General features: G+C 71.3%; 16 protein-coding genes. 7 read left to right on the forward strand and 9 right to left on the reverse strand.

Annotation, left to right across the window (positions count from 1 at the left end):
- Window positions 1–130: 130 nt before the first annotated feature.
- The 5 genes from OG456_RS01710 (at window position 131) to OG456_RS01730 (ending at window position 7,538) form a co-directional block, all read left to right on the forward strand.
- On the forward strand, window positions 131–2,116 hold the full coding sequence (locus tag OG456_RS01710) for a hypothetical protein (RefSeq protein WP_266556501.1): 1,986 nt from the start codon (window positions 131–133) through the stop codon (window positions 2,114–2,116).
- On the forward strand, window positions 2,113–3,612 hold the full coding sequence (locus tag OG456_RS01715; RefSeq protein WP_266556503.1) for a branched-chain amino acid ABC transporter substrate-binding protein: 1,500 nt from the start codon (window positions 2,113–2,115) through the stop codon (window positions 3,610–3,612). Before OG456_RS01710 ends, OG456_RS01715 begins: the two co-directional genes overlap by 4 nt.
- An 85-nt stretch (window positions 3,613–3,697) precedes the next feature.
- Window positions 3,698–4,783, forward strand: coding sequence for a toll/interleukin-1 receptor domain-containing protein (locus OG456_RS01720; protein WP_266556505.1), 1,086 nt, complete (start codon window positions 3,698–3,700; stop codon window positions 4,781–4,783).
- Entirely contained in the window at window positions 4,780–7,026 is a 2,247-nt protein-coding gene (locus OG456_RS01725; protein ID WP_266556507.1) for a toll/interleukin-1 receptor domain-containing protein, read from the forward strand. The genes OG456_RS01720 and OG456_RS01725 overlap by 4 nt, the downstream gene beginning before the upstream one ends.
- The gene (locus tag OG456_RS01730; protein ID WP_266556509.1) at window positions 7,008–7,538 is read left to right on the forward strand and encodes an HIT family protein; all 531 of its coding nucleotides are present in this window, start codon (window positions 7,008–7,010) and stop codon (window positions 7,536–7,538) included. Before OG456_RS01725 ends, OG456_RS01730 begins: the two co-directional genes overlap by 19 nt.
- Here the strand turns inward: OG456_RS01730 and OG456_RS01735 are convergent.
- Window positions 7,452–7,880: a hypothetical protein gene (locus OG456_RS01735; protein ID WP_266556511.1), complete on the reverse strand. Its 429-nt coding sequence runs from the start codon at window positions 7,878–7,880 to the stop codon at window positions 7,452–7,454. The two genes, OG456_RS01730 and OG456_RS01735, sit on opposite strands and share 87 nt — an antisense overlap.
- A 163-nt stretch (window positions 7,881–8,043) precedes the next feature.
- On the opposite strand from OG456_RS01735, the gene OG456_RS01740 reads away from it, so the two are divergent.
- The gene (locus tag OG456_RS01740; RefSeq protein ID WP_266556513.1) at window positions 8,044–9,840 is read left to right on the forward strand and encodes an acyl-CoA dehydrogenase; all 1,797 of its coding nucleotides are present in this window, start codon (window positions 8,044–8,046) and stop codon (window positions 9,838–9,840) included.
- On the opposite strand, the gene OG456_RS01745 is transcribed toward OG456_RS01740, so the two are convergent.
- From OG456_RS01745 to OG456_RS01775, 7 genes are all read right to left on the reverse strand, one after another.
- A complete protein-coding gene (locus OG456_RS01745; protein WP_266556515.1) occupies window positions 9,782–10,465 on the reverse strand; it encodes a DUF6629 family protein in 684 nt (227 codons plus the stop codon). The two genes, OG456_RS01740 and OG456_RS01745, sit on opposite strands and share 59 nt — an antisense overlap.
- 142 nt (window positions 10,466–10,607) lie before the next feature.
- Entirely contained in the window at window positions 10,608–11,291 is a 684-nt protein-coding gene (locus OG456_RS01750; RefSeq protein ID WP_100592868.1) for a GntR family transcriptional regulator, read from the reverse strand.
- A 133-nt stretch (window positions 11,292–11,424) separates the two neighbouring features.
- Complete coding sequence (locus tag OG456_RS01755; RefSeq protein WP_266556520.1) at window positions 11,425–12,426, reverse strand: proline racemase family protein; 1,002 nt, start codon at window positions 12,424–12,426, stop codon at window positions 11,425–11,427.
- A 59-nt stretch (window positions 12,427–12,485) separates the two neighbouring features.
- On the reverse strand, window positions 12,486–13,382 hold the full coding sequence (locus OG456_RS01760) for a dihydrodipicolinate synthase family protein (RefSeq protein WP_266556522.1): 897 nt from the start codon (window positions 13,380–13,382) through the stop codon (window positions 12,486–12,488).
- 129 nt (window positions 13,383–13,511) lie between these two features.
- Window positions 13,512–14,951 carry an NAD(P)/FAD-dependent oxidoreductase gene (locus OG456_RS01765; RefSeq protein WP_266556524.1) on the reverse strand — a complete coding sequence of 480 codons (1,440 nt, stop codon included), beginning with the start codon at window positions 14,949–14,951 and terminating at the stop codon, window positions 13,512–13,514.
- Complete coding sequence (locus OG456_RS01770) at window positions 14,948–15,250, reverse strand: (2Fe-2S)-binding protein (RefSeq protein ID WP_266556526.1); 303 nt, start codon at window positions 15,248–15,250, stop codon at window positions 14,948–14,950. The genes OG456_RS01765 and OG456_RS01770 overlap by 4 nt, the downstream gene beginning before the upstream one ends.
- A 26-nt stretch (window positions 15,251–15,276) precedes the next feature.
- Window positions 15,277–16,443, reverse strand: a complete 1,167-nt coding sequence (locus OG456_RS01775; protein WP_266556528.1) for an FAD-binding oxidoreductase — start codon at window positions 16,441–16,443, stop codon at window positions 15,277–15,279.
- Window positions 16,444–16,679: 236 nt separating this feature from the next.
- Here OG456_RS01775 and OG456_RS01780 point away from each other — a divergent pair, with 236 nt between their 5' ends.
- Window positions 16,680–18,038 carry an aminopeptidase P family protein gene (locus OG456_RS01780; RefSeq protein ID WP_266568993.1) on the forward strand — a complete coding sequence of 453 codons (1,359 nt, stop codon included), beginning with the start codon at window positions 16,680–16,682 and terminating at the stop codon, window positions 18,036–18,038.
- A gap of 73 nt (window positions 18,039–18,111) precedes the next feature.
- Here OG456_RS01780 and OG456_RS01785 read toward each other — a convergent pair whose 3' ends face one another.
- A complete protein-coding gene (locus OG456_RS01785) occupies window positions 18,112–19,557 on the reverse strand; it encodes a glyceraldehyde-3-phosphate dehydrogenase (protein WP_266556530.1) in 1,446 nt (481 codons plus the stop codon).
- Window positions 19,558–19,641: the final 84 nt, after the last annotated feature.

The raw sequence follows: 19,641 nt of genomic DNA on the forward strand, positions 1-19,641 counted from the left end.
CTCCCGGGCGTGAACGCCCGGAGGTCCTCGCAAGAATCCGCTAAATACTTGACGTCACGGAGTGCCTCCTGTGGCATTCTCGCTGCACTGATGCCCTGCAGATCATCGAGATACGAGGGAGCATTTGGGCGTGACGGAGCACTCGGCAGTCACCGGCGTGCGAGGGCGCGGAGGCATCGTCTCGCTCGTGGAGTCGACGCTCGCGCTCGACCGTGCCGCGGAGCGTCCGCTGACCATGCTGCTCGGGCCACGCGGCAGCGGAACCAGCGAGCTGCTGTGCGTCCTGATGGAGCAGTTCGGGAGCCAATACCCCTTCGGATACGTCAAGTTCACCTCGGGCCAGGAGCTGCTGCCGCGCTACGCGCTCGGCCTGCTGGCACGGCAGCTGGCCCGCGATCTGCCGAGCTACCGGCACACGGCGTTCCCGCGCCTGGCCCTCGGGCTCCTCGCCTCCGACCAGGACCTTCCGCACCAGGCCCTCACGGGTGGACAGCGTGGCATCCGGGGCGCCCTCACGGATCTCGAGAAGAAGGCCAAACATCAGCACGGCGACTATCTGGCCGCCTATCTGACGGTCGCCCAGGCCTCGATCGACGCGCCCGAAGGGGCGAGCCGGAGCGCGCGTACGCTGCTCTCCGCGGCGACCGACACGTCCGCGCGGTCCTGGGCCGGGCGCTGGGACCACTCGGCCGCCGCCTGGTTCGGGCAGCACCGCCTCACCCACAGTTCCGACCCGTGGGAGTCCCTGCTCGAACTCAACCGCTGGCGCCACCAGGGCGACGAGCGCGACAAGCTCCGGCTCGACCAACTCCTGTGCTCCGCCTTCCTGGAGGACCTGCGCACCAGCGTCAAGGGGCTGTTCCGGCCGCGCTCGTACCTGCTGCTGCTCGACGAGACGCACACCGACCACGGCCGTGAGTTCCTCGATCTGCTGCTCCAGGCGCGGCACGACGACACCGTGCTCGGGCGCCGCCCGTGCGACCCGCTGTCCGTCGTGGCGGGCTGCAACCGGTGGCTGCCCCGCTGGGGCCCGGCGACCGGCGAGGAGTGGCCCTGGCGGCCGCGCGAGCCCGACCGGGCCTCGCTCGCCGACTGGCACGAGCACCGCCCCTCCGGGGACGGCCAGGACACGTGGTGGTATCCGCTGCGCATGCGCGACCTCGACCGCGACGAGGTGCGCATCCATGTCGAGCAGCAGCTCAACACCCACCCCGAGCTCACGCCGTTCACCACGCTCGCGCCGTTCGTCCACCGGCTCACCGGCGGTCTGCCGAAGGCCGTCCAGCAGGTCTTCGAAGTGCTCGGGGGGCCGAACGTGCCCCAGGTGCCGGGCCCGCGGCAGAACCTCTGGCTGCGCGACCTGCCGCACCGCACCGTGTCGGCCGGGGGACGCAAGCCGTTGCTCGTGGACGCCGCGCTCGACGACCTGCTCGCCGACTTCGACGCCGCGGACCGCGACCGGCTCGCCCAATGTGCCGCCGCCGACGACCTGTTCGTGGGCGCGCAGCTGCTCGGCCGTGGCGCGGAGCTGTTCACCGACATCCGCAGCCGCTGGCTGCTGAGCGCTCCCGGCACGCTGTCCCTCCATCCCTGGCTCCGGCGGATGCTGCTGTGGCACCTGGCCGGGCGGGCCGGCGCCTGGGACACCGCGCACGAGGTCCTCGCGGAGCATTACGCGAACGGGGAGCAGCGCGTTCAGGAGCTCTACCACCTTCTCGCGCTGGAAAAGGTCGACGAGGTGGCCGAGTACCTCGTGACCTTGCGCAACACGGCGCGGACGGAGGAGTGGCTCAGCGCCTTCCACGCCATCACCTCGGCCCCCAACCGGCTCGCCCACCCCGGCGGTCCGCTGGAGCTGCGGGCGCGGCTCGCGCCGTCCGACCCCGGCGACCAGGTCACCGTCCCCGCCGTGATCCGCGACCTGGTGGTGGCGCGCTGGCTGTGGAGCGACCCGCTCACGGATCCCGGCAGGCAGCTGAGCCCGGTCCTGGCCGACGGGTTCGTGCACCTGTCCCGACTGTGGAGGAACTACAACGTGGCTCTGGTCAACGAGGCGGAGCGCTACCGGCTCACGACACCCACCCGTACGTCGCCGATACTCGGGAGCGGGACGTGAGCCCTCTGGCCTGGCCCCGGTGGCGCGAGTGGTCCTGGCGGACGGTGAAGCTGGTCGCGGCCGGTGTGGCGCTCGCCGTGGTGCTGTCCGTCGCCGGATTCGTGATCGTCGACAAGGTCTCGGACGCCCGCGCCCGCTGCGCCGACGGCGTGACGCATGTGGACCCGGACCGGGAGTGTGTCGGAGTCACCGACGGCTCGTTCCCGTTCGCCGGACATCTCAAGCGGGTCGAGAAGAAGATCGAGGAGGAGAACAAGCGGGTCTACGACCACCGCGGCACGGACCCGTACGTCACGGTCGCCTACCTCACCTCCTTCACCGTCACCGACGACGACAGCAACTCCGAGGACTCGGTGCGGCACGAGCTCGAAGGCGCCTATCTCGCGCAGATCCGGCACAACACGGGGGACCTCGCCGCCTCCCCGAAGATCCGGCTGCTCGTCGCCAACACCGGGAGCGGCGCGCGCCATTGGGAGCACACCGTCGACGAGCTGATCGCCCGCAAGAGCGCTCCCGACCGGCTCGTCGCGGTGGCGGGCCTCGGCCCGAGCACCGGCCCGGACGTGGCGGCGCTGCGCAAGCTGTCGCGGAACGGCATCGCGACGGTCTCCAGCATCATGACGGCCACCGACATCAAGGGAATACAGGGTTTCGTGCGGGTCGCGCCGACCAACGCGGACGAGGCGCGGGCGGGCGCCGCGTATCTCAAGCGGCAGAAGAACAAGTACCGCACCGCCGTCGTCATCCAGGACGCCGACAAGGACGACCTCTACGCGTCCACCCTCGGCGACGCGTTCAGCGCGGAGTACCCGGACAAGAAGCACCGCCTGGTCGCGGACCGGATCACGTACGACTCCTCGGTGCCCTCGGCCTGGCCCAACGAACTCCATTACACCGCTGAGCAGTTGTGCGGCGAGCGGCCCGATGTGGTCTATTTCGCGGGGCGCGGACGCCATCTGTCGCACTTCCTGAACGCGCTCGCCAACCGCACCTGCCAGTCGCGGAACTTCACCGTGCTCACCGGCGACGACACGACGAACCTGACGCCCAGGGAACTCGCGGCCGCCGCGCGCACCGGCGTGACCATGCTCTACACGGGCCTCGCTCACGCGGACATGTGGCGCAACGACCCGGGCGCGGTCTCGGGACCGTCCGCCGGCAGTTTCCAGCGGGGCGGCGCCCTCGACAAGTGGTTCCCCGACGACGCCCGTTACGACGGCCAGGACATCATGGGTCACGACGCGGTGCTCACGGCGGCGCAGGCGATCCGGATGGCGTCCAACTGGCAGGGCGAGGTGACGGGGCGCTCGGTCGGCCGGATGTTCCTCCAGCTCGACGGGGACCGCAAGGTGCCGGGCGCGAGCGGCTTCCTGTCGTTCAAGGACAACGGGGACCCGCGCGACAAGGCGGTCCCGATCCTGCGGCTCACTCCGAAGGGCGAGTCGGAGCTGGTGGACGTGTCGGCACCGGGGGGCGAACCGGCGACGGGCGGGTAGTGCGTCCCGCTACCCACGGCGGTCAACCCGGCTTATTCTCGGGGGTGTTGAACCGGTCGGCCCCGGCGGCAGTTTGTGAGGGCGCGTGGATCCATCCGCTTTCTTCTATACGAGCTGCACCCGTGGCGACGGCTGGCCCGCGCTCACCCGCTTCCACGCCGATCTGGAGTACCGGCTGCGGGCACAGGAGGGTTACGGCATCAGTGGCGCGCTCGGCGCGGCGATGAACCCCGACACGGTGCCGAGCAGCGCCATCACCAGGGCCGGCGTGATGATCGCGCTCTACTCCCCCAGGTATTTCCTGGACCGCGGCTGCGGCCTGGAGTGGGCCGTCATCCAGTCCCGGATGCGCCGCCGTGCGAACGTCGAGGGCATCCAGGTCCCCGGCTGTCTCATCCCGGTCTGCTGGAAACCCGTGGCCGAGCGTCTGATCCCGCAGGAGGTGCGCCGCTCCGAGTCGTTCCCCGGGCCCGGCGCCTTCGACTGGCTCAGGGAGCAGGGCCTGGAGGCCCTTGTGTCGTCGTCGGACCCGGGCGCCGACGAGCGGTACTACGTGTTCGTCGAGCAGCTGACCAAGAGCATTCTGGAGGCCGGGCGCGCGGGGCTGGCACCGCTCGGGGCCGACGAAGCGCGCGACACGCTCCCCGCGTTCGGCTCCGCGCAGGGCGCGGCCGGCCCGAGCGGCCCCCATCTCAGGGTGCCCGAGCAGCCTGCTCCCCGGCACGAGAGCGCCGCCGGTGAGCCACGCTCGGTCGCCATCAGCTACGTCGGCGCCGACCAGGCGTGGGCCGACTGGATGGACGGCGTGCTCCGCGAGGAGGGCCACACCGTGCGGCAGCGGCGCCGGCGGGTCGGGCGTGAGACTCTGTCGCAGGCCGTGGAGCGCGCACGGGACGGCGCCGACCGTGTCGTGGTCGTCTTCTCCCGCAGCTACTTCGACGCGGGGAACACCGCCCCCACCGACTGGGAGGCGGCCTTCAATCCGCCCGCCTCCGACCCGTCCTGGCTCGTCGCCGTACAGATCGACGCGGCGCCCCGGCCCGTTCTCGTACGCGGCGTCAAGGTCCTGACACTGGAGGGGTCCGGCCCCGACCAGGCCGAACGGCTCCGCGAAGGAGTCATGGACACGACGGGTACGGCGCGCCGCGACCCGGCGGGGGGAGCGCGTTGACCGGGTCGAGACGTTCCGCCACCGATCCGCCGCCGATATCGAACCTGCCGGTCCAGGCGACCCCGTTCGTCGGCCGTGACGAAGAGATCGCCGCCATCCAGGACCTGTTCGAGGACCACCGAGCGGTCCTCCTGCACGACCCGGCCGACCGGCAGCACGGGTACGGCAAGTCGGAGGCGGCCATCACGTACTGCCATCGCTATCGCATGCGCTACCGCGTGGCCTGGTGGTTCAACTGCTCGCACGAGAGCGATCCCCACCGGCTGCGGCGGCTGATCGAGCGCGGGACGGACGAGCTGCACACCCGGTACCGCGAGGTCCTGCGCGTCACGGACATCCCCGAACGGCCGGACGACAAGTGGCTGCTCCTGTACGACAACGTGGCCGATCCCGACCGTATCCAGGGCCTCTTACCGGCCGGCGACGCCCGGATCCTGGTCACCTCCCGCCCGCCGGGCGCGGCGTGGGACGAGGCCGCCCGGCTGCCCGTCGGCGACCTCGACCCGCCTGAAGTGGCCAGTCTCTTCCGTCAGTTGGCCGAGATCCGGCAGCCCGTGGCCGAGGATCTCGCCCGCACGTTCGCGGGACATCCGCGGCAGATCATCGCGGTGGCCGAGCAGATCCGCCGCGGCACCCCGCCCGCCGCGTGCGTCACACTCGCCGACGCCGTACGGCTCGCGCCCGCGCCCACGCGGCCCGCACCGCCGCAGCCGTCGGGCCACGTGCGGATGAGCGCCCAGGACCGGGAAACCCTCATCGACACCCTGCTGTCCTCGCCGGTCTGCCGGGACCTGCCCAGCTACCGCGCCTGGATCGAGGCCATCGACCGGCGGGCGGCGGTATCGTCCGGCCTGCCGTCGGAGACGGAGACCATCCGCACGCGCGTCGTCGGCCTGGTGTCCATCGCCCTCAGCCGGGACGCTCCCGATGTCCTGCTGGCCCTCGCCAAAGCCTTCGAGGACCGGGCCGGCCGGCACGAGGCGCAGCTCGTCCGGGCGCTGATCGGCCCGGCGGCGGCGAACTGGAACGAGAACAAGGAGCCGATACGCGCCGTGCTGCCCCCACGCCCCGCCGATGCCCCGTTCTTCTTCACCAGCTACGCGAACCGTGAGGACGACCAGGACCATGTCGCCGAGTTCCACGAGCAGCTCGAACAGGAGCTGCGCATCAAGCGCGGCCGCAATGTGACGAGTACGGGCTTCCTGGACCGCCGCAGTCTCCAGCTCGGCCTCACCTGGCGGGAACCGATGGTCGAGGCGATCCGCTCGACGCGGCTCCTTGTCGCGCTGATCACCGCGGACTACTTCGAGAGTGAGTGGTGCAGGCGGGAGTGGGCCGTGATGACGGAGCGCGCCCGCCGGGCCGGGCGTTCGCTGGGGGACGAGCCGGTTGCCATCCTGCCGCTGTTCTGGGTCAAGCCCCGCGGCCCGCTCCCCAAGGATCTGGCCGCCATCCAGTACAGCTCGCCCGCGCTGTTCGGCGGGAGCAAAGCCCCGGACAACCTGATCGACCTGCTGCGCGAGGACAAGAAGAAGGCGGCGGCCTTCATCCGCAGGCTCGCCGACACCATGATCGACGCGGCGGACCGCGATCTTCCGGCGCTCGACGCGGACGCCGTACGGGACATTCCGCTCGCGTTCGGCGAGTGGGACACGGGGGACACGTCGCTGTCGGGCTCCACGACAGGATCGGACCTCGGGACGGGCGGCGCCCAGCCGCACCCCGATCCCGAGCCGCAGCCGCAGCCGCAGCCGCAGCCGACGCCGACGCCTGAACCGGATCCGGCGCCCCCCGAGCAGGCGGAGCACACCCCCGCGCCCTCCCTCGTGCCGGACTCTCGTGTCTCTCCCGACCGGCCCGAGCCTGCGGTACGGCCCACCGAACCCCCGGCCGTGACCGCCCCCACTCCCCCGGCGGCCTCCGACAAGACCCGGCTGATCGAGGCCCTGACGACCGGACCGCTGCGTGAGCCCACGCGGTACACGCCCTGGGTCGAGGCCGTGCTCCGGGACGTCGACCAGGATCACCATCCCGCGGTCACGCAGTTCGTCGACCCGCTCAGAAGACGGGTGCACCTGCTCGTGAACTTCGCCTACGACCAGACCACCCCGGACCTGTTCCGTGCCATGGCCCGGGCGCTCACGCTGGTCGACCCCGGCGGCGCCACCGCTCCCGACGAGACCGTGACCGCGGTGCACAGACTGGTGGACCGTATCGTCGCGGCATGGCCCCATCACACGTGACACCGAACCGGAGACCGGCGCGCGACTGCCCGTTCTGCCACATCGCCGCGGGTACGGGACCGGCCCGCCTGATCGCCGCAGGACCGGACGTCATCGCCTTCCTTCCGCTGCGCCCGGTCCATCCCGGCCATGTCCTCGTCGTGCCCCGGCGCCATCTGGAGGACATCTGGGAGCTGGACGAGGAGACAGCAACGGCCGTTACCCGTACGGTACTTCGCGTCGCGCACGCCGTGCGTACGGTGTTCCGGCCCGACGGGCTCAACGTCATCCAGTCGTCGGGGGCCGCGGCGACCCAGACGGTGCCGCATCTCCACGTCCATGTGGTCCCGCGGTTCGCGAACGACCGGATGGGCGCCATCTGGCCCGCCCCGGCCGACGGGTCACCCGTCGCCCTGGACGACGCGGCGAGCCGGCTGTCCAAGGCCCTAGAACAGGACGACCAGGGCGATGATTTGGGCCAGGGCCAGGCCGCCGTAGAAGAGCGCGACCGTCAGGGAACCCGCGGCCCGTAGCGCGCCGGCCCGCTCCGCGCCGGCGCTCGCGTCGAGGCTGAACGGCTCTATGCCGCTGGCCGGCCGCCGCACCTTGTCGTAGAGCCGTCTGAACAGCCGCTCTTTGTACAGGAAATACCCGTCGAGCAGCCAGAACGCCACGATGGGGACGAAGCCCGTGGCCGCCACCGTCCGGCTCTCGTTCCCGGCGGCGAAGGCGAGCAGCGCACCCATCAGGGTCAGCGCCCAGCCCTTGATCAGGAACGAGTTGTTGCCCATCCGCGCGACGACGGCCTGGATCAGTTCGAGGTGCCTGATCTGCCCGTCGTCCAGAACTGTCCGGCTCGCAGGTTCCCCTGTCACGGCATTCCCCCTTCGGGCGGAACCCTACCGAGGGGAGCATGGCGCCGTTACCCCCGTCACTCACTGGTCGAATAAGCGACTGCTTAGTACGCTGAGGGGGCGGGGCCCGCCGGCCCCGTGGATCAGTACCGCCCGTCACCACCAGTGCGCCTGGAGTAAACGCATGGCATCCCTGCTGCTGTCCCGCCGCGATCTCGAGTTCCTGCTGTACGAGTGGCTCGACGTCTGCGCGCTCACGTCCCGCGAGCGGTACGCGGACCACTCCCGCGAGACCTTCGACGCGGCGCTCGATCTGAGCGAGCAGATCGCGACGCGGCACTTCGCCCCGCACAACAAGAAGAACGACACGCAGGAGCCCACCTTCGACGGGGAGCGGGTCCACATCATCCCCGAGGTGAAGGAGGCGCTCCGGGTCTTCGGGGAGTCGGGGCTCATCGCGAGCACCATGGACCACGAGGTGGGCGGCGGGCAGCTGCCGTCGGTGGTCGCCGACGCGTGCTTCGCCTGGTTCCAGGCCGCGAACGTCGGCACGGCCGCGTACCCGTTCCTCACGATGGGCAACGCCAACCTCGTCCTCGCGCACGGCTCGAAGGAGCAGATCGACACCTACGTACGCCCCATGGTGGAGGGCCGCTTCCTGGGCACGATGTGCCTCTCGGAGCCGCAGGCGGGATCGTCGCTCGCCGATGTGCGCACGCGGGCCGAGCGGCAGGAGGACGGGACGTACCGCCTCTTCGGGAACAAGATGTGGATCTCCGGCGGCGAGCACGAGCTGTCGGAGAACATCGTGCACCTCGTCCTCGCCAGGACCCCGGACGGGCCGGCCGGTGTGAAGGGCCTGTCGCTGTTCATCGTCCCCAAGGTCCTGGTACGCGAGGACGGTTCGCCGGGCGAGCGCAACGACGTGGTCCTGGCGGGCCTCAACCACAAGATGGGCTACCGGGGCACGACGAACACCCTCCTCAACTTCGGTGAGGGCGCCCACCGGCCGGGCGGCGCGCCGGGCGCCGTCGGGTATCTCGTCGGCGAGGAGAACCGCGGGCTCTCCTACATGTTCCACATGATGAACGAGGCCCGGATCGGCGTCGGCCTGGGCGCCACCGCGCTCGGCTACACCGGCTATCTGCACGCTCTCGACTACGCCCGCACGCGCCCGCAGGGCCGCCCCCTCACGGGCAAGGACCCGGCCGCGCCGCAGGTCCCGATCCTCGGGCACGCCGACGTCCGCAGGATGCTCCTGGCCCAGAAGGCCTACGTGGAGGGGGCGTTGGCGCTCACCCTGTACTGCGGCCGACTCCTCGACGAGCAGCACACCGGCGCCACGCCCGAGGCCCGCGCGGAGGCCAAGCTGCTGCTCGACGTGCTCACCCCGATTGCGAAGAGCTGGCCCTCGCAGTGGTGCCTGGAGGCCAACAGCCTCGCGATCCAGGTCCACGGAGGCTACGGCTACACACGCGAGTACAACGTCGAGCAGTTCTACCGCGACAACCGTCTCAACCCCATCCACGAGGGCACGCACGGCATCCACGGGCTCGATCTGCTCGGCCGCAAGGTCGTCATGGACGGCGGGGCCGGGCTCCGCCTCCTCGTGGAGCGCGTCACCGCGACGACCGCCCGCGCGGCCGAAGCGGGCGAAGAAGCTGCCGAGTACGGCGCCCGGCTCGACATCGCCCTACGCCGTGCGGTCGCCGTGACCCAGCGCCTGTGGTCGGCCGGCGACCCGGAGACCGCCCTGGCCAATGCGAGCGTCTACCTCGAAGCCGTCGGGCACGTCGTCGTCGCCTGGATGTGGCTGGAGCAGCTGCTCGCGGCGGCATCCGGCACGGAGGCCGTCCACGAGGGCAAGCGCGGCGCGTGCCGATACTTCTTCCGGCATGAACTGCCCAAGACTGACGCCCAGTTCAGCCTTCTGGAGTCCCTGGACCGGACAGCTGTCGATCTCGCGGAGGACGCCTTCTGACCGCCTGACCGGCGCTCCGGCCCGTCCACCACAAAAGGGCGACGGAGCAGACGGCCGCGAAGGCGCACCACGTCGAGATGAACTCCCACCGCCACAGCGCGACACACACCGCCGCGCCGGCCGCGACCAGCACACCGAGCAGTACGAGGCCGCGGTCGGCGGACAGGAGCAGGGAGCCGACCGTGGCCAGAAGGTACCCGGCGACCAGGAGCCCGGCGTGCGGCAGGCCGAGGGCGTACCCGACGGTGTGCCCGCGGATCTCGGCGGTCACGGTGCGGGTCGCCAGCGCGTACGCGAGTCCCGCCGCGGTCACGGCCCCGGCCGCGAGCGGGATCAGCAGCCGCCCGCGGGCCCGCCGGGGCGCCGCGCACACCACCCCGGCGGGCACCCACAGGGCCAGGACCGGAAGGGCGATCACGGCCCAGGCGAGGGTGGCCGAACCCGTCCCGCCACCGGACCGCCGCAGGACGGACTCGACGATCTGATGGGCGCCGAGCAACAGAGGCAGCGCCGCGAGCGGCAGGTCGCGGGGCCGTCGCGCGCGGACCGTCCGTACGACGCAGACGGCACCCACGGCGGCGATCGCGGTGCCCGCCACGAGATCGGCCGTCGCGCTCCAGCACATGCCACATCACCACGGTTCCGGGTCGTGCGCGCCGACGCCCGTCGCCGTCCGCAGTGCGGCCACGCTACGACGCTGCGGGCAGCGGCCCGCCGCGCCGACACGGGAGCGCCGGGGTCACACGGCCGATCACCCCAACGGTGGCCTACTGCGCCCAGAGCCCTCGCACGTGCCCGAGGTGGCGGGTCATCACGGCGCGCACCGCCTCCTCGTCGCGGGCGACCAGGGCGTCGAGGATCTCCAGGTGCTCCTCGGCCGACGCCTCCAGGCGGCCCGCCTCGACCAGCGCGTTCAGCCCGTAGAGCCGGGAACGCTTGCGCAGGTCGCCGACCACCTCGACCAGGTGCTCGTTGCCGGAGAGGGCGAGCAGCCCCAGGTGGAAACGGATGTCCGCCTCGACGTACGCGATGAGGTCACCGGCCACCGCCGCGTCGACGATCTCCCGCGCGACCGGCCGCAGCGCCTCCAGCGCCGCGAGGTCGGCGGTGGTGGCGAGTTCCGCCGTGGTCGGGATCTCGATCAGCGAGCGGATGTGCTTGTACTCGTCGAGCTGCTTCTCGGAGACTGCCGTGACCCGGAAGCCCTTGTTCGGCACCGCGTCGACGAGACCTTCCTTCGCGAGGTCGAGCATGGCCTCGCGCACCGGGGTCGCGGACACCCCGAACCGGACGGCGAGGGTCGGCGCCGAGTACACCTCGCCCGCCCGCAGCTCACCGGCGATCAGCGCGGCGCGCAGCGCGTCGGCGACCCGCTCGCGGTAGCTGCTGCGCGTCCCGCCGAGGCTGGGCAGGGCGGGAGCGGCGGACGGGGCGCTGCGCCGGTCGGCCATGGGGTGGTCCTCCTAGGTGACATGTCACGTTCCACAAGTATCCCGTGGCGGGTGGAGTGCTGCGGGACGGGCGCTACGGAACGGGTGTTGCGGGACAGGTGTTGCGGGACAGGTGGCTGTTACGGGACTGGCACTACAGGACGAAGCCCGCCGGAAAGGGGTCGTCCGGATCGAGCAGGTACTGGGCCGTGCCGGTCACCCACGCGCGGCCGGTGAAGCTCGGGAGCACTGCCGGGGTCCCGGCCACGTCGGTGGTGCCGAGCAGCCGGCCGGTGAACTGGGTGCCGATGAACGACTCGTTCACGAACTCCGTGTGCAACGGCAGTTCACCGCGCGCGTACAGCTGGGCCATGCGCGCGCTCGTTCCCGTACCGCAGGGCGAGCGGTCGAACCAGCCGGGGTGGATCGCCATCGCATGCCGGGAGTACCGGGCGGTCGCCCCGGGCGCGTACAGATGGACGTGATGGCAGCCGCGGATGGACGGATCCTCGGGGTGTACGGGCTCGTCCTTGGCGTTGATCGCGTCCATCAGCGCGAGACCCGCCGCGAGGATGTCGTCCTTGCGTTCGCGCTCGAAGGGCAGACCGAACCGGTCGAGCGGCAGGATCGCGTAGAAGTTGCCGCCGTAGGCCAGGTCGTACGTGACCGTGCGTCCGTCGGCGAGCGTGATCTCGCGGTCGAGGCCGACGGAGAACGACGGCACGTTCCGCAGGGTGACGGACTTCGCCGCGCCGTTCTCCACGGCGACGTCGGCGACGACGAGCCCGGCGGGCGTGTCGAGGCGGATGGTGGTGACCGGTTCGACGACCTCGACCATGCCCGTCTCCACGAGGACGGTGGCGACGCCGATCGTCCCGTGCCCGCACATCGGGAGGTAGCCGGAGACCTCGATGTAGATGACTCCGTAGTCGCAGTCGGGCCTGGTCGGCGGCTGGAGGATCGCTCCGCTCATCGCGGCGTGCCCGCGCGGCTCGTTCATCAGGAGCTGCTTGATGTCGTCGCGGTGCTCACGGAAGTACAGGCGGCGTTCGTTCATCGTGGCGCCGGGGACGGTTCCGATGCCGCCGGTGATCACCCGTGTCGGCATGCCCTCGGTGTGCGAGTCGACCGCGTGCAGGACGAGTTTGCTGCGCATGTCGGAAGCTGCTCCCTGGAAGTGGATGCGGTGGACGTGTGCGAGTGCGGTCGCGTGGTTCAGACGAGGCCGGCGGCGACCGCCTGTTCGGTGGCGGCGCGTACGGCCTTCTCCTGGTCCGGCAGAAGAGGCATGCGCGGCGGGCGGCAGGGGCCTCCGTGGCGGCCGATCATGTCCATGGACAGCTTGATGGCCTGGACGAACTCGGGGCGCGAGTCCCAGCGCAGGAGCGGGTGGAGCTGCCGGTAGAGGGTGGTCGCGGTGGCGAGGTCGCCGGAGACGGCGGAGCGGTACAGCTCGACGGACGCGGCGGGCAGCATGTTGGGGTACCCGGCGATCCAGCCCTTGGCGCCGGCCAGGGCCAGTTCGAGCAGGACGTCGTCGGCGCCGATCAACAGGTCGAGTTCGGGGGCGAGTTCGGCGATGCGGTACGCCCGCCGCACGTCTCCCGAGAACTCCTTGACCCCGCGGACGAATCCCTCGTGGTGCAGTTTCGCGAGCAGTTCCGGCACCAGGTCGACCTTGGTGTCGACGGGGTTGTTGTAAGCGACGACGGGGAGGCCCACCGCGGCGACCGCTTCGTAGTGGGCGAGGACGGAACGCTCGTCGGCGCGGTAGGCGTTGGGCGGGAGCAGCATCACGGAGGCGCAGCCGGCGTCCTTGGCCTGCTCGGCCCAGCGACTGGCCTCGGCGGAGCCGTAGGCGGCGACGCCGGGCATCACGCGCTGGCCGCCGATCGCGGCGACGGCCGTCTCGACGACCTTGGCACGCTCCTCCGGCGTGAGCACCTGGTACTCGCCGAGCGAGCCGTTGGGCACGACTCCGTCGCAGCCGTTCTCGACGAGCCAGGCACAATGCTCGGCGAACTTGGCGTAGTTGACGGAGAGGTCGTCGTTCAGCGGGAGTGGTGTGGCTACGAGGACGCCGTGCCAGGGGCTGCGCTGTGGCGTGGTCATGGGCTGAGTCTCCTCTGTGGCGTGTGACATGGCACTGATGGACACGGGTGTCCGGTCGGAGGTCTGATGGATGTCCGGTCTTATGGATGTCCGGTCTGATGGATGCGGCCGCCGGAGGGGCGTCCGGGCTCACTCGTCGGGCAGGTCCTCCCCCGCCCGAGCGAGCACGCCGAGCGGTACGGGTCGGGCGAACGGCCTTCTGGACGGGACCGGTTCGCATCCCGTCAGCCCGGCGACAGCCGGTCCGCACATGCGGCCCTGACACCAGCCCATACCGGCTCGGGTCAGCAGTTTCACGGTGCGCGCGTCCGTGGCCCCGAGCTCGCCGACCGCCTCACGGATCGCGGAGGCCGGCACGTCCTCGCAGCGGCACACGACGGTGTCGTCGGTGACCTGCTCGGCCCAGTGCGCACGCGGCGCGAAGGCGGCGTCTAGGGAGGTGCTGAACTTTCTGGTCTTCGCACGGGACTTGGCGGCGGCCTCCCACGCGCGCGGGTCGGGTTCGCGCCCCGCGAGGCGTGCCGCGGCGGAGCACCCCGCGATATGGCCCTCGGCGAGCGAGAGGGCGGCGCCGCCCACGCCGGTGGCCTCGCCCGCGGCCCACACTCCGTGGACGTCGGTGCGCTGCTCGTCGTCCGCGGCCACGGCCGTCCCTTCGAGGCGGCAGCCGAGCGTCTCGGCGAGGTCGGTGTGCGGCAGCAGGCCGTGGCCGACGGCGAGGGTGTCGCAGGCGATGACGTGCTCGGAGCCCGGCACGACGCGCCCGTCGCGGTCGAGCGCGGCAACGCTGACGGCTTCGAGCGCACCGTCGCCCTGCGCTTCCACGACGGCGTGCCGGGCCTTCAACCGTACGCGGCGGCGCATCAGTTCAGCCACGTAACCGGCCCCTTCGACAAGCTTGTCCGGGTGGACGGCGAACGTCCTCGCGTGCCGGGCGACGCCCTGCGCCCCGGCGGACTCGACGAGCGCGGCGACCTCCGCACCGGCCGCGGCCAGTCCGGCGGCGACCGGCAGCAGCAGCGGCCCCGTGCCCGCCACGACGGCCGTACGCCCCTGGAGCACGAGTCCGCCCTTGAGCATGGCCTGCGCGCCGCCGGCGGTGATCACGCCCGGCAGGGTCCAGCCCGGGAAGGGCAGCACCTTCTCGTAGGCGCCGGTCGCCAGGACGACGGCGTCCGCGCGCACCACGGACGGCTCCTCCTGGGCCGGGCCGTGCAGCGCGTGGACGAGGAAGCCGGATGTCTCCTCGAGCCGTTCCACGCACCACACATGATGATCCGTCAGGTGGGTGACGCGGCCCGCCGCGATCTGTGCGGCCAGGCCGTCCCGCAGCCGCTCCCAGGTCCGCCACTGATGGTGGAGCGCCTGCGGGCGGCGGGCACCCAGTTCCTCGGCGGGCTGGCGGTAGAACTGGCCGCCGGCCTGCGCGCCCGCGTCGATCAGCGTCACGCGGCTCCCGCGGACGGCCGCGGCGAGTGCGGCGGCGAGCCCCGCGGGCCCGGCCCCGATCACCGCGAGCGAGGGACACGCCGTGCCGCCATCGGCGCCTTCATGAGGACTACGGCTCATCGCTCCTCCCCGCCCACCACGTGCTCGTGGCCCGTGCCGTGCTGGGTACGGATGTCGTCGCCGGGTTCTGCCCGTACGAGGCAAGCCCGTTGGTTGGGGCGGCCGTTGACGGTCACGAGGCAGTCGAAGCAGACGCCGATGCCGCAGAAGACTCCCCGCGGCTCGCCCGTGCCGCGCGTGGTGCGCCAGGCGGTGACGCCCGCCGACCACAGTGCCGCGGCGACGGTCTGCCCGGGCAGCACCGCGACCTGCGCGCCGTCGAAGGTGACGGTGTACGCGGGCCCGGGCTCGGCCCTCACAAGATCCAGTGGTGTGCGCTTGCTGTTCAGGACGCCTCCTCGGGGAACCGGTCAGGGCGGAACGGCGCGAGCGCGGGATCCGGCCCTGCGCCACCGAGCGCTCCGGCGATCAAGTGCCCTGTTCCCGTGGCGAGTCCGATGCCGGCGCCCTCGTGCCCGCAGGCGTGGAAGAGGCCGGGCACGCGCGCGTCCGGGCCGATCGCCGGCAGATGATCCGGCATGTACGGGCGGAAACCCAGGTAGGACCGCATCACTCGGACGCTCTCCAGGAAGGGGAACAGCCGTGCCGCCCCCGCCGCGAGGGACCGTACGACGGGCAGCGAGAACGTGCGGTCGAAGCCGACGCGTTCGCGGCTCGCGCCGATCAGCACGGGACCGGCCGCGGTGCCCTCGACGACCGGTGAGGTCTGCAGTGCGGCGGAGTCGCTGGCGACGTCGGCCACATAGTCGGCGGCGTAGACCTTGTGCCGGACCAGGCGCGGCAGCGGCTCGGTGACGAGGACGAAGCCGCGCCGCGGCAGCACCGGCAGCCGGACCCCGGCGAGTGCGGCCAGCTCGCCGCCCCAGGTGCCGGCCGCGTTCACGACGGCGGGGGCGTGGATCTCGCCCCGGCCGGTACGGACGCCACGTACGGAACCGTCCGCCGACCGGAGCACTTCGGTGACGGGTGCGCCGGTCAGCAGCCGTGCTCCCGCCGCGCGCGCGAGCCGTACGAGGTGTGCTGCGGCCAGTGTGGGCATCACCTGGGCGTCCTGCGGGTAGTGGACGCCGCCCGGCATTCCGGGGGCGAGTTCCGGTTCAAGATCGTAGAGCTCGTCGGCCGTGACGGCGCGCGCGTCGACACCGGCGTGGCGCTGCTCCACGGCGAACTTCTCCAGTGCCGCGAGGCCTTCGGCGGACGACGCCACGACGACTCCGCCCTTGGCCTCGAACTCGACGGCCTCGGCCGCCCCCGGCTCTGCTGTGAGTTCGGACCACAACCGGGAGGAAAGCAGGGCGAGTTCGAGCTCGGGGCCGGGTTCCTTGTCGGAGACGAGCAGGTTCCCCTCTCCCGCGCCGGTGGTGCCCCCGGCCACGGCGCCCCGGTCCACCAGGGCGACGGAATGCCCCGCCCGCGCCGCGTAGAGGGCACAGGCGGCGCCCACCATTCCGGCGCCGACCACTACAACATCGCAGGTCAGCCGCGTAGTCACGGCAGTACTATGTCACATGTTCCCAAGGGCGCCAAGGGTCATTAGGCTGACGGGCAGCTCAGCCGAAACCACTACGGAACACTGCAGAAGGGTGCACCGTGTCCTCCTCCGAGCCCAGGCCACAGCCCACGACTCAGGCGACGTCACAGCCCACGACTCAGCCCGAGGCCCAACCCCGGCCCAAGGGACGCAAGAACGGCCTCTACGCGGGCCTCTCCGACGAGCTCTCCGCCCTCATGCGGACGGGCTGGGCCGACACCGAGCAGCGCGACCTGCGCCCGGACGAGCAGGCGGCGCACGCCGCCCGCCGCCGCGCCGCCCTGTCCGCGCGGTTCCCGGGCGAGCGGCTGGTGATCCCGTCCGGCAAGCTCAAGATCCGCTCGAACGACAGCTACTACCCCTTCCGCCCGTACTCCGCGTATGTGCACCTGACGGGCGATCAGGCGCGGGACAGCGCCGTCGTGTTCGAGCCACGCGAGGGCGGCGGACACGACATCCACCTCTACCTGCTCCCCCGCGACAGCCGTGACAGCGACGAGTTCTGGACCGGCATGACGTCCGAGCTGTGGATGGGCCGGCGCCGCAGCCTCGCCGAGTCGGAACTGGTCCTCGGCCTGCCCTGCCGCGACATCCGCGACGCCGCCGCCGAGCTGTCGGCCGCGCCCGAGGCGCCGACCCGTATCGTCCGCGGCCACGACCCGGCACTGGAGGCCGCCGTGACGACGGAGGCGGAGCGCGACGCCGGACTGGAGGAGGCGCTGTCCGAGCTGCGCCTGGTCAAGGACGAGTGGGAGATCGGCGAGCTGCGCAAGGCCGTCGACTCCACGGTGCGCGGATTCACCGATGTCGTACGGGAACTGGCCACGGCGATCGCGACCTCGGAGCGCTGGATCGAGGGCACCTTCTTCCGCCGCGCCCGCCTGGAGGGCAACGCCGTCGGCTACGGCTCGATCTGCGCGGCCGGCGAGCACGCCACGATCATGCACTGGGAGCAGAACGACGGCCCGGTGCGCCCCGGTGAACTCCTGCTCCTCGACGCGGGCGTGGAGACCCACACGCTCTACACCGCGGACGTGACGCGCACGCTCCCGATCAGCGGCACGTTCACGCCGCTCCAGCGCAAGATCTACGACGCGGTGTACGAGGCCCAGGAGGCGGGCATCGCCGCCGTGAAGCCGGGTGCGGCCTACCGCGACTTCCACGACGCGGCGCAGCGTCACATGGCGGGCAAGCTCGTGGAGTGGGGCCTGCTGGAGGGTGACCCGGAGCGGGTCTTCGAGCTCGGTCTCCAGCGGCGCTTCACCATGGCGGGCACCGGCCACATGCTCGGCCTCGACGTCCACGACTGCGCTGCCGCGCGCACGGAGTCGTACGTGGGCGGTCCGCTGGAGCCCGGCATGGTGCTGACGGTCGAGCCCGGCCTGTACTTCCAGCCGGACGACCTGTCGGTGCCGGAGGAGTACCGCGGCATCGGCGTGCGGATCGAGGACGACCTCCTGGTCACGGCCGACGGCACGGAGAACCTGTCGGCGGGCCTGCCGCGGTCGGCGGACGAGGTCGAGGCGTGGATGCGCACGCTCGCGGGCGACCGGTAGGGGTCCCGCTGCTGTGACAAAAGCCCGAGGGGCCCGGCCGTCGGAACGGCCGGGCCCCTCGGACGGTCAACGCTTACGCGGTCGGGACCGGGTAGGTCGGGTACTCCACCCCGGAGACGTGCTGGACGACGCGGATGACCTGGCACGAGTAGCCGAACTCGTTGTCGTACCAGAGGTAGAGGATCGCGTTGTCGCCGTCGACCTTGGTGGCACCGGCGTCCACGATGGAGGCGTGGCGCGAGCCGACGAAGTCCATGGAGACCGCGTCGGGGGCGGTGGTGAAGTCGATCTGGCGCTTGAGCGGCGAGTTCAGCGAGACGTCGCGGAGGTAGTCGAGGACTTCCTCGCGGGTGGTCTCGCGGCCGAGGCGCAGGCTGAGGATCGCGATCGAGACGTCCGGCACGGGCACGCGGATCGAGCTGCCGGTGATCGGCGCCTTGAGGTCGGGCAGCGCCTTGGCGACGGCGGAGGCGGCGCCGGTCTCGGTGATGACCATGTTGAGCGGCGCGGAACGCCCGCGACGGTCGGCCTTGTGGTAATTGTCCAGCAGGTTCTGGTCGTTGGTGAACGAGTGGACGGTCTCCACGTGGCCGCGCAGCACACCGTACTCGTCGTCCATCGCCTTCAGCGGCGGGACGATCGCGTTGGTGGTGCAGGACGCGCAGGACAGGATCTGCTCGTCCGGCTTGATCATGTCGTGGTTGACGCCGTGCACGATGTTCGGGACGTCGCCCTTGCCCGGAGCGGTCAGGACGACCTTCTCGATGCCGGGACGGAGGTGCTTCGACAGGCCCTCGCGGTCACGCCACTTGCCGGTGTTGTCGATCAGGATGGCGGCGTTGATGCCGTACGCCGTGTAGTCGACCTCGGACGGGTCATTGGCGTAGATGACCTTGATCTCGTTGCCGTTGGCGACGATCGTGCTGTTCGCCTCGTCGACCGTGATCGTGCCGTTGAACTGGCCGTGGATGGAGTCGCGGCGCAGCAGCGAGGCACGCTTCACGAGGTCCTGGTCGCCACCACCGCGGACGACGATGGCGCGCAGCCGCAGTCCGTTGCCGGAGCCGGCCTTCTCGATGAGCAGGCGGGCGACGAGGCGGCCGATGCGGCCGAAGCCGTAGAGGACGACGTCACGCGCCTGGCGGCGCTCGATCTTGTTCTCACCCGTGGCGCCGGAGACGGCCTCGGCCGTGAACTCCTCGACCGAGAGACCCCGGTCGTCGGCCCGGTGCGTCTCGGCGAGCAGGCCGATGTCGATCTGCGACGGGCCGAGGTCGAGGGCGGCCAGCGCCTGCAGGAACGGCATCGTCTCGGTGACCGACAGTTCCTCGCCGGCGATCTGGCGGGCGAAGCGGTGGGTCTTGAGGATGCTCACCACCGACTTGTTCACCAAGGAGCGGCTGTGGAGCAGGACGGTGACGTCCCGCTCCCTGTGCATCTTCCCGATGATCGGGATCATCGACTCCGCGATCTCCTCGCGGTTCTTCCAGTTGGTGAACGAGTCGTCTTTGACAGTCACAGGTTTATCTTTCGAGCTAGGCGGCGCTCATATGCTAACCCGCCTCCATTTTGATCGTTCAAACGGTCCCCCGGGTTGATCGTT

The organism is Streptomyces sp. NBC_01446 (genome assembly GCF_026340095.1).
Lineage (GTDB): Bacteria > Actinomycetota > Actinomycetes > Streptomycetales > Streptomycetaceae > Streptomyces > Streptomyces aureus.